Source organism: Moorena sp. SIO3I6, assembly GCF_010672095.1.
This window is the reverse complement of record NZ_JAAHHU010000101.1, coordinates 12,443-23,746: the sequence shown is the minus strand read 5'-3', so window position 1 is coordinate 23,746 and position 11,304 is coordinate 12,443. Positions and strand designations below refer to the sequence as shown.

Annotated in this window: 9 protein-coding genes; 2 read left to right on the top strand and 7 right to left on the bottom strand. The window is 44.1% G+C overall.

Going from position 1 to position 11,304, the window contains the following annotated elements; genetic code table 11:
* Positions 1-311 precede the first annotated feature (311 nt).
* The 4 genes from F6K49_RS24245 to ltrA all read right to left on the bottom strand — a co-directional run bounded on the left by F6K49_RS24245 (position 312) and on the right by ltrA (position 6,406).
* Positions 312-2,666: a CHASE2 domain-containing protein gene (locus F6K49_RS24245; RefSeq protein ID WP_293100777.1), complete on the bottom strand. Its 2,355-nt coding sequence runs from the start codon at positions 2,664-2,666 to the stop codon at positions 312-314.
* A 75-nt stretch (positions 2,667-2,741) separates the two neighbouring features.
* On the bottom strand, positions 2,742-2,864 hold the full coding sequence (locus F6K49_RS24240) for a hypothetical protein (RefSeq protein WP_293030003.1): 123 nt from the start codon (positions 2,862-2,864) through the stop codon (positions 2,742-2,744).
* A gap of 340 nt (positions 2,865-3,204) precedes the next feature.
* Positions 3,205-4,284 carry a DUF1822 family protein gene (locus F6K49_RS24235; protein ID WP_293030006.1) on the bottom strand — a complete coding sequence of 360 codons (1,080 nt, stop codon included), beginning with the start codon at positions 4,282-4,284 and terminating at the stop codon, positions 3,205-3,207.
* 274 nt (positions 4,285-4,558) lie between these two features.
* Positions 4,559-6,406, bottom strand: coding sequence for a group II intron reverse transcriptase/maturase (gene ltrA / locus F6K49_RS24230; RefSeq protein WP_293100773.1), 1,848 nt, complete (start codon positions 6,404-6,406; stop codon positions 4,559-4,561).
* A 444-nt stretch (positions 6,407-6,850) separates the two neighbouring features.
* Between ltrA and F6K49_RS24225 the strand changes: the two genes are divergently transcribed.
* Positions 6,851-7,078, top strand: coding sequence for a hypothetical protein (locus tag F6K49_RS24225; RefSeq protein ID WP_293100770.1), 228 nt, complete (start codon positions 6,851-6,853; stop codon positions 7,076-7,078).
* Between the two features lie 513 nt (positions 7,079-7,591).
* Here F6K49_RS24225 and F6K49_RS24220 read toward each other — a convergent pair.
* The 3 genes from F6K49_RS24220 to F6K49_RS24210 form a co-directional block, all read right to left on the bottom strand.
* A complete protein-coding gene (locus F6K49_RS24220; protein ID WP_293100767.1) occupies positions 7,592-7,714 on the bottom strand; it encodes a hypothetical protein in 123 nt (40 codons plus the stop codon).
* 259 nt (positions 7,715-7,973) lie between these two features.
* Positions 7,974-8,453 carry a DUF1822 family protein gene (locus F6K49_RS24215; protein WP_293100764.1) on the bottom strand — a complete coding sequence of 160 codons (480 nt, stop codon included), beginning with the start codon at positions 8,451-8,453 and terminating at the stop codon, positions 7,974-7,976.
* 48 nt (positions 8,454-8,501) lie between these two features.
* Positions 8,502-9,815 carry a hypothetical protein gene (locus F6K49_RS24210; RefSeq protein ID WP_293100762.1) on the bottom strand — a complete coding sequence of 438 codons (1,314 nt, stop codon included), beginning with the start codon at positions 9,813-9,815 and terminating at the stop codon, positions 8,502-8,504.
* 269 nt (positions 9,816-10,084) lie between these two features.
* Between F6K49_RS24210 and F6K49_RS24205 the strand changes: the two genes are divergently transcribed.
* Positions 10,085-11,304: calcium-binding protein (locus F6K49_RS24205; protein WP_293100759.1), on the top strand; the 1,220-nt coding region annotated here is incomplete at its 3' end.

The following is an 11,304-nucleotide window of genomic DNA, read 5'->3' as shown; positions in this document are numbered from 1 at the left end:
TCACCCCAGTATATCACCACTATTTCCAGATAAAATCAGGTTAATTGTTGTGATTATTAATTAGGAATTAGCCATAGAAAATTAGGGTTAAAAACCCCCTTTTTTTTCAGTATGTGCAGAAAAAATTTTTTATGATAATTAGCCCAGTTTATTATAGCATCAACCACTATAATAAGTTGCGGGTAAAGGGAGGGTGATCAAAGGTAATTTGCTATCATTATTCATTGGTAATTTGTAACTATTAAGAGACTTCTTAATGTAGATCACAAAAGACTAAGGACTAATGACTAATGACGAGTCAATGACTATGATCACTTTTGTAAACGACAGTAAACGACTACACTAGTAGCCACCAATGCTATAGTAGCGGGAATTAATGGCACCCAACCACCTGTTACTATCAGCAAAACCGAGCAACTTCCATATAAAACAACCAAAGCAGTTCCAGTACCCAACACGACGGAACGCAGCACGTTAAAGTTTCCAGCAACCGTACCCCCGAGCGCAGCCCAGCACCAAATCCAGAGCGCTTCACCAGGCTCAGACCACCACCAAATCAACGGTCGGTTATCCAGCACTGCACTGAGGATGTGACTGATCATCTGTGCCTGAATTTCTATCCCACTCATGGTCTCAACAGACCACTGACCACCACTGTAGGGTGTGCGCCAAAAATTATCATTAAAACTAGGCGCAATGGTACCGATGATCACAATGCGATTCCTGACTAAGTCAGGATTGAACTGATCCCTAAAAACCTCTGCAAGGGAAACGGTCTCAGCAATTTGACCGGAAGCTCGATAATTCAGTAATAGTTGCTGACCACGAGAGTCTAGATTGTGATATCCACCAGAATCCTTTTCTAGGGTCTTAAAAACTGTAGTGCCAAGCTTTAAGTAATTTTCTGTCACCTCCAACTGGATTCCTAGATCAGCCAGATAACGTGTTGCCAACTGGACATTAAATGAGTAGTAGCTCTGACAAGGAGATGGTGACCCTACAGCCAACAAATGGCGACGGATAATGCGATCGGGGTCGAGTAAAACATTATTAAAGCCTTGGCGAACCTCTGGCACTTCTGGAGGTGGGGAAACTCCTGGGTCTCCGTATTGGCAGATGGCAAAAAAGTGATCACTAGTTTGCATCCGAGTCGCTAAATCCTGGTATTCCCCTCCCACAGGATTCTCCCGATAAATATCCAAACCAATAGCTCTCGGTTGATACTGCTCCAGCTTTGCCAGTAGTTTTGCCAAGGAACGATCGGATAAGGAGGCGGCTCCTCTTTCGTGATCAGGTTGGGACTGCACATCCTCTTCAGTGATTGTGACTAATAACAGTCGCTGATCTGGTCCTTCATGGGGTCGCAGCCGCATCAACTGGTCAAACCCTTGCAGTTCCCAGGGCTGCAATAGGCCAAGCGATCGCACTCCCATTACCAAGCTAGTGACCACTATGCTAGATAGCAGCACTCTCTGGACACTACGCCACTTGCCTTTAGAAGAGACCGATGGTGTTTGTGATGGTGTTTGTGATGGTGTTTCCGATGGTATTTCTGATGGTATTTCTGATGGTATTTCTGACTCTTGGTACAAATCTTCCCAAGCTGGGGGTTCTTGTCCTAGATTCTGGTAAATTACTGGCAACCAACTGGCGCAGGGAAACTGACGCTCCAACCCCTGCAATTTCTCCCGTGCTTCCCGCGTTGCCAGATATAAAGACTTACCATTAGCAAACCCGTTCAAAAAATACTTCAAAAATTTTTGAGCGACCTGATCTGGCACCAACTCCCGCATTATAATCATTTGGGGAATTTGCAAATCATGGAGTTTCCGTGCCAATCCCAACCCATCACAAGAATTAAAAATTGCCAGTTTTAAGCCCTGGGCCACGGCTTTTTTGAGGGCATACCACAGTTCATCAATGGTTAAGCTATCAGTAGGATTAATATAAATTCGACCCGTTTCCCCCTCTGTCTCACTATGTCCTGCGAAAAAGATAATATCCCAAGGTTGCTCCCATAACTGGTCATTAATTTCGTGATGTTTGGGCTTCACTAAAAAGACGGTTTCTGCATGAGATAAATTCTCCAGCAGTTGTCGATCTGCCTTAATATTAATACCAGCACTATGACCTAAAATTGCTAAAATTTTAACTTTAGATTTCCCGGTAGGTGCAGAGCCTTCGGGTCGCTTAAACTGTTTTCCACTCAGAGCAAATTCAGCCTTGGGGTAACGCTCAAAAAAATCCCACAGATGCCAAGGCAGCTTTTGTAACTGGGTATTTTCCGTGCGAATCAGCACCCGAATGGTTTCCTCTGGGTTTAACTCTTCCCGTAATCGCTTATCAATGGGACGAAACTGTTCAGAATCCAGCCATCGTTTTAGTCTATTACCTAACTCATGGGCTGAATCCCCACATTCCTTGAGCTTTTGGTTAATGGAACCACCATAGATAATTTTTCCGGGCTGGATTCTCGCGGGTGAACCTAGGCTCCGATATTTTTCGCGCCAATGGTCTTGTAAGTAAGTAGTGAGTTCTGAATCTGCAGGCAAGTAACCTGTCATTTCCAGCGTTGGGCGTGACCCTTCTTCACCAATTTCTAAGCGTACCTGAAACCCCTGCTGCTGGGAATCATCATCTAGACTCAGGACAACTAACTTTCCCATTTTTGGTAATTATTTATTAGGTATTAAGTATTAGTAATCGAGTAAGTATTGAGCTATCAGCTATCAGCTATCAGATTATGCGCCCCAGCGTCGTTCGCACAGCGTGGCCAAACGCGCCCCGCGTGGCCTAAAGGCCAAGGCCAAAGCCTGTGCCACGCTACTTGAGGTGCTATCACCCATCATGGGCGTAGCGTGCATGGCTCAAAGGCCTTTGGCCTTGGCTGACTGCTGACTGCTGACTGCTGAATGCTTACGTAATCGATAAAAATATTCCCCATTACCCCTTACTTCTGATTAAGAAATTTTATGCAATAGCGATGGATTTATAGACGATGCTTTCCCTGAGTCAGTTTCTCACTAAAAAACTAGCCCTACTTACTCGGGCTTTCCTATAATAATACCAAATCCCCTTTATTACCCCTACTTCCTATAAGCCAAAATCTAGACAACTGCTATAGTAATATTATATCTAATTAATAATCGGATTAATACAAGGCTGGGTTTACGAAGCATACCGGTAGCGCAATCGCCGCTAACTTTAGATTAAAAAATTTTCCGTAATACTGACATCATTCAAAACTAACTTAATGCTAAAACGTTCTCTCGGTTCACCACTTACTTGCAACTTAATATTTTCCGTCTCTCTAGCTTGGGTTTGAATCACCGCAATTCCCTCGTGATCCAGCACCATAATCTGTAGATTCTTGGGAAGACGGTCTCTATCACCACGAGGATAAAGTTCAATGAATATATTCATTTTCGGTGAGTCCGTTGGATGTAGCTCTACAAATAAAGCCACCTTCTCACCACCCCAGGCGATTTCCGAACCGAGTAGTTTACCTCGTTTTACTCCCACGGTAGTATGCAATCCTTTACTAGGTTGGTCAAAGGGGAAACTTCTCAAATCCAGCCAAGGCTCCGGTGCTGGCTGTAAGATAGTTTCCACAGTCTTCCAATCTGCATCAAAACTATTGTCTAACCACTGGCTTAATCGCACTACTGCTGTCTGGCTTTGTGGTTGCTGTTGTTGGCTAGAGTCTGTTTCCATAGTGTTGGAGGGTGAAGCATCGGGACAGAAGACCTTGGGTTTGAGAGCATGACTATGGCTCGACTGCTTTGCCCCTGCCTGGGATTTAGGACATTGCCGATACTCTCTAATGTGTGGCGGTAACTCTTTCAGGGTTCGCAATTGGTTGAGGGGTAATTCTTCTGTTACCACTGTATCAATAAATCCTAGCAGAGTTGCCTCCTCCAATGCTTGATCAAGCTCCACCGCCACATAACCAATTCGTTCCTGCCAGACTGCTGCTGGAACTTTGACACACTTAGCCTCAGGTAAAACAAGTCTACACTCCAACTTACCATGATTTTTAACCGTCAGATCCGCAACATCCATCAGGGTTTGCATCACTGGGTTCCAACTGTCGCTTTCCTCTAAGTTTGTCTCAAATCCCATACACCGCAAGTAAAAGTTAACTGCATACACTGCCAGAGTATTGAAATAAACCTGTTTCGCTTTAGTCAGATTAGCTTGGTGTTGTTGAAATTCCTTTGCTCTGGGATGTGCTGCTAAAGCTAGCGGAACTCTAAAGGTTAACGGTTTAACAAAACTCGCCAAGATGTCCACTCTCTGTCAGAAATAAATTGTGGGCTATACCTATCAATATTCCGCTCTAGATCATGGGTTATATCAAGTCTGGTTGAATACCCATAATTAAGGAAAGGGTGGGAGGTGTGGGGAGATGGGGAGATGGGGAGGTGGGGAGATGGGGAGGTGGGGAGATTTTTATTAAGGGTAAATCGGGTAAGTCAGCGGGATTGCTCCCGCTTCGTCCCCAAAGCACCGTGCGAACAAGTCTCCAAGTACACGGCGCAACCAATTCCAAAAGAACTCACTTATCATTGCTACTTCTTTTCCTTGACTTGCGGTTTTGTACCTTTTGGCTTTTGTTCCGTGTCTTGGAGGGTTTTGTTATCCCGGCTTTCAGCATTTTCTGTATGTCTGGATTAGTAGCACCCAAGGCATGGATGGAATGGTGGCAGTCCTGATGTAGATAAATCATGTTATCGTATGTGTCTTTGCCACCGAGGTGTGATGGTGTTATATGATGAACGTGAATTTCATCAAAAGCCTCTAGAGGCTGATTGCAGACAGGACAGATGTAGTTCTGTCTGTTTGCTATTTTATCCTTACCCTTCGTGAACCTTCCTTTCGCTGTCTTTTTTCTTTGCTTAAGGCTTCGCTTTTCCCAGTATTCGACCAGAGTTGGGTCATCGGGACTGAAAGTGTGTTGGACAAGCGTGTGACGTTGGATAGGTATCCATCGGAGTTTATGCACGTATGCATGTTTTTCGGATTTGTCTCCAAATACCCAGTTATCATCCCTACCTGGGCATAGGCAACCGAAATACTTATCGGCTATCCATTCCCATGATTTATTGTGATGTTTCCGTTTACCCCATCGTTTTAGCTTCCAAGATATGTAATTATCCAAATCTGAAAATATTTCTTTGGATACTGCACCGTCGTGGTAATTGCCCCATCCCCGGATTTTGGAGTTGAGGTCTTTGATTACCTTGGTGGTTGGTACTCCTTTAGAGGTTCCAAAGAGTTTCTTGAGTTCATCCTTGAATTTCTGCACGTTCTTTTTGGAAGGCTTGATGAGAGTTATGAGACCCGATTTGCGTTTTGTGGTTTGGTATTTACGGAAATTCCAGCCCAGGAAGTCAAAGCCTTCGGTTAGATGTTTTACGTTGGTCTTTTCCTCGGATAGTTCTAATCCTTTTTCAGTCAACCACTCGGAGAGTATTGCCTTAGCTTCCATCGCATCTTCTTTGCTTTCTGTTAGAACAACAAAGTCATCGGCGTAGCGGATTAGACTCCGTTTGGAGGTGTTGGACCAAGATTCTCCGGAAGAGGTCCTTTTGTTTATTATCCGTTTGTACCTAATTCCTAATGCATCTTCCATGCCATGTAGGGCAATGTTAGCTAGTAGTGGGCTGATTATTCCCCCTTGTGGAGTTCCGGTTTCTGTGTTGTGAAATACACCTTTATCGATGTACCCCGCTTTGAGCCATTGTTCCACAAGTTTTTTGGCAGGGAAGTTTGCTGTTGCATCCATTAATGGTTTGTGGGATATGTTGTCAAAACATCCTGAAATGTCTGCATCTAGTACCCACCATTTACGGTTTTTCTCGCCTTTGATGTTAAGGAATATCCTTTGTCGTGCATCATGGGTACTTCTGCCTGGTCTGAATCCGTATGATGTTGGTTCAAAGGTGGCTTCCCATTGAGGTTCTAGTGCATTTTTGACCATGCCTTGTATGCATCTGTCAATCATGCAAGGAATTCCTAATGGACGTTTTTTACCGTTGGACTTAGGTACGTACACACGTTTTGTCGGGATTGGCTGCCATGTTTTATATCGGCTGAGAGCATCGACCATCTCTGCCCTGACTTTGGGATTTAGATTGGCGATTTTATCTACGCCAGGGGTGTTTTTGCCTTTATTAAGTTGTGCAGCCTGTCTCACGGAAATAAGTATATTGGAGTAACTACGCAGCATTAAGCGTTGTAGTTTATTCACCTTTCTCCATTTGCCTTCGCGAGTCGCGAGGAATATCCTACGTCTTAATTTCCTGACCGTCCGATAGGCTCTTTTCCAATTGATGGTATGCCAGTCGGTGGTTTGTTTTGTTACGATACCGTTTTCGGTTGAATTCGGTTCTATCTTTTCCATTACAATGAAGGTGTATTAAGTATGTAATTCCGTCCGCTCGGAATCAGCTCTGAAATTCAGCACTCTTTCAAGTTGAGGGAAAATCCCTTTATCCAACCAGTTATACGCCCTAGGCGATTTCCTGTTTCCTTTCGGATTGTTGGCATTTGCTTGGTTCAGACTTCTACCGGACTGAGAGTTATACCTCCTCTTACGATTTGGCTACCTTAACTTATCGACCTGTGTTAAGGACTCAATCTCGGCTTACCCGGTTACACACAAGGAAGATATGAATCTTTGGTTGCCGTCTTTACGCCGAGTCCGTGGGGTTCTATAAGCAAGTCGTGCTTATAATCGATTGTTCAGGACAAATTGAACTAATCCTTGGAGCTAGTATTCCCATTACCGCTTTAGCAGGAATATCCATGTTAACGACGCTTACAACGATTCTTTTCATCAACAATCATGATTCTTCCCCTAACGACCCATCACCATGCGGTATATGTCACTGGTTACGCATTACCTTCTAGCTATGAAACAAATCGATTCGGGAATAAGGTAGTCGAAACCGCCATATCCATCTCGAAGTGCTCCTTCGGGTGGGGACGTAGCTTGAACCCTAGCTACATTGGGAGATTTCGGAATCTCCACTTCCTTGAGCGTCTTTCATCGGTCGCCCTTATCCTGACATGATATTAGCTGTTTCTGCACTGTCTCCAAAATATCTGGATAAATACCAGATAGAGGTTGACCAAAGGATGGGCGGCAAATTTTACGCGATCGCGAAGCGGCGACCTAGGAGCATCGCAAAATTTGCTTAACCAGTTTTCCTAAAGCTTGCTGCCGCTCTTGAGTATCCCGTGGGTACCTTTGCACTTGGCATACCAGCTGCCTAATTTGCTCTTCCATGGCTATCAATTAGAAACACTGACCTGGTTACTTATAGCAGAAGTCAGAAGTCAGAAGTCAGAAGTCAGAAGTCAAACTCTTGCGCTTACTTAGGTTTGAGACTTTTGTCCTGTCCGCGCCTGCCCTGGCGACTGCTATATCTAGCTGAGCTCACATTTTTATGGGTTAATTTACAAAACTTTATTTTTTGCCAGAATCCTAGGGTGGGCAGTGCCTACTAACGCGATTAGCTGACTTGCTGATTAAGGTTAGTGCGGCTGGCAATAGTGGAGAGTTTTCCCCTGCTAATTCTGCTAGTTATGCCATGGAATAGGGTTTCTCAGTAGGAGCCATAGAAAGCGATCGCACAATTGCTAACTTCTCCCATGGCGGTGGTGATGACAGCAACATGCACGACCTTGTTGCACCAGGGGTTGACATCTTTTCGACTGTCCACTACCGTTATAGGTTATCTTCTGAACCTTTAACCTACCCTACTCCAACCCCAAGGGCGAACAACTAAACAACCTTGGTCAAAAGGCCACGCTACGCGAACAACCAAACAACCTACCCTTCGCGAACGCCTTTGGCGAACAACATTTTTGAATTAAGAATGTAGAATTAAGAATGTAGAATTCTCAATTCTCAATTCTCAATTCTCAATTCTCAATTCTCAATTCTACATTCTGACAGACAACCTTCAACATGCAATCTCTCGACTATCGGTTGATTTTATGGGTAAATTCTGAAGGTATCCTGGAAAATATGCCATCGGCTGCAACTGCTTTAACGGTAATTTATTAGTTGCGACATTTTCCACAAATCCCAGCAGTTTTGCTTCTGTCAAGGAGTCATTCAGTTGCACTGCTATATAACCAATTCTATCTTGCCAAACCTCTTCTGGGACGTAAACAAACTCGGCATCTGGTGAGACTGGTTTACATTCGAGCTTGCCGTAATTTTTAATCACTAAATCAGCCACATCTAGGAATGTCTGCATGATGGAATTGTGGCTATCACTAGACTCTAAGTCAGTTTCAAATCCTAGACCCTGTAAGTACTGATTCACTGCATACACTGCCAAGGTATTGAGATAAACCTGTTCGGCTTTTTCCAGATTAGATTGCTGTTGGCAAAGCTTTTCTGCTAGGTGATGGGCTGCTTCTGGTAGTGTGACCATAAGTAGTGTGATGATAATTTGACAGGCTGGTGTGACTGAGCAATGCCTCTAGTTTAGCCTTACCAATAAATTATCCACTATAATAGGTATCATCCTATAGGTAGAGGAATAATTCCCTTTAACCCCTACAGGTGATCTAAGTTTATGTATTGAGCAGATTAAGCACGGATTTGGGCAAGCCTGTATTTGTTTATACCATTTTAAGCCCATTTCTTCTTCGATATATCTTTTGATTTCCGGGGCTAATTTCCTGAGATTACGTTGAAAGAAGTTATTCAGGGATGAAATTTTAATTTCTAAAGAGTCCGATATCTCTTGCCATTTTTTTCCGTCTAGGTACGCTAAGCCTATGACTTGCAAGGTGGCGGAAGGATGGTTTTTGATATGTTTCTGTAAGAGGTTTTCCGGGTCTTCTTTAAAATAGAGTCTGACCTGGTCATACAACGTCAGTTCTGTTTGCGGTTGTGGCACAGTCTCTAGGGGTATCGATTCCCCACTGAGCTCAGACAAGTTTGCGGAAAAAGGCAGAGAGGCTTTAGCCATCTCAAACACTAATGAATCTCCCTTTGTCCGGTCTTTGGCGATTAACTGGGACAACAACAATAATACTATCAGAATTTTAGTAACCTTACTGACCTGGGTTTTGTCTGTAATTAAGCCTTTGATGCTGAGTGTTATCCAAACAATCACATGCTCTAGTTTGGTGCTTTTAATCAGAGCACTCAACTGATATTTGATTCTGACAATTTTGCCAGATTGAGCTTGGATAAATGGGTCATTGAGGTCTTGTTGGGCTTTTTGTAACATCTTATCAAAGCGATAATTGACCCAGGCTATAAATTTTCCTTTTTCTCGATTGTAGTGATTGAGGTTTTGATAGACATAATACAATGTCCGATTCACAGCATCATCATAGACCTCAGAGGAAAATTGGCCTCGATGGCAAAGCTTGCCAGAAAGCTTAATGGCATTTAGCAATTCCGTTAAGGAATAAAATCGCTCTGGGGTATGAGGTTGGTGCCGTTGTGCTTCTAGGGCTAGCTGCTGAAGGCGACCCTCGTCGAGTACCTTCTTAAAAAGACTATCCCGCCAAGACCCCCACTCCTGATCAGAAGTCATTTGTAGATATGGGTGTAGATATGGGCTATCAATATCCTCCTCGATTTCATGGTTGAGCTGCTGCTGTACGGTCTGATAGATCTCTAGATAGATGCCAGATAGAGGGTGACCTGGCCGTGGGCGACACACTTTACGGGTACGCAAAATTTGCTCAACCACTTCTGCCAAAGTCTGGTTCCGCTGTTGATTGTCCCGAGGATAGTGTTGTAGTTTCAGCACCAGCTGTTGAATTTGCTTGTTCATGACCACCGATTAAGAATGCTTGTGTAATTAGCTATCAGGGTAATTTCCAAGTTTTCGGCAATTCGTTACAAAACTTTACATAAGTTAGTTACAAAAATTTATATAAAACTGTAGAAAAATTGGATTTTTGGAGTGATTAATATAGTGAGGGCAGTCAAAAAGCCTTGATGCTCTTAATCGCAAAACTGATTATAGGGTTCTGTAAGTCATAAAGCAGAACCACTCCTAGCTAAATTAAAAATTTAACTCTAAACTCTAAGAAGAAAACAATGGTAGTAAAATCCGGCGGTCCTGGCAATGATATATTGATTGGTGGACCTGGCAATGACACTATTCAAGGTCAAGGGGGAGCAGATACCTTGATTGGCGGTAGTGGTAATGATTCCCTGGACTCCGATACTCTAGGAACTGTTGATCTAATAGGTGATCTTTTAGATGGCGGTGCGGGCAACGATACACTTCAGGGAGAAGCCGGAAACGACACTCTACTTGGTGGCAGTGGCAATGATAGCCTCACGGGTGATGATTCCACTGTAGATTTTGGCAATGATAGCCTCAATGGTGGAGCTGGAAACGATACTTTGAATGGAGGTGCTGGCAATGACATTCTGAATGGTGGTTCGGGAGTGGACACCACCAATGGTGGTTCTGGTAATGATCGGATAATCGACGACGATTTTGTGAATTTCGACATCCACAATGGCGGTCTAGGAATCGATACTATCGATTATTCCAATGTCACATTTGGTTCCGGGGTCACCATCAACCTGGCAACTGAGACCACCTCAGTTTCTGGAGGTAATACCGAAACGATTCGCAGTTTTGAGAACGTCGAGGGCTCTCAGGGGGGTGAGACCATCATCGGTACCAGCGGCGCAAACCGTCTCGATGGTAATGGTGGTAATGACACTATTCAAGGTCAAGGGGGAGCAGATACCTTGATTGGCGGTAGTGGTAATGATTCCCTGGACTCCGATACTCTAGGAACTGTTGATCTAATAGGTGATCTTTTAGATGGCGGTGCGGGCAACGATACACTTCAGGGAGAAGCCGGAAACGACACTCTACTTGGTGGCAGTGGCAATGATAGCCTCACGGGTGATGATTCCACTGTAGATTTTGGCAATGATAGCCTCAATGGTGGAGCTGGAAACGATACTTTGAATGGAGGTGCTGGCAATGACATTCTGAATGGTGGTTCGGGAGTGGACACCACCAATGGTGGTTCTGGTAATGATCGGATAATCGACGACGATTTTGTGAATTTCGACATCCACAATGGCGGTCTAGGAATCGATACTATCGATTATTCCAATGTCACATTTGGTTCCGGGGTCACCATCAACCTGGCAACTGAGACCACCTCAGTTTCTGGAGGTAATACCGAAACGATTCGCAGTTTTGAGAACGTCGAGGGCTCTCAGGGGGGTGAGACCATCATCGGTACCAGCGGCGCAAACCGTCTCGATGGTAATGGTGGTAATGACAC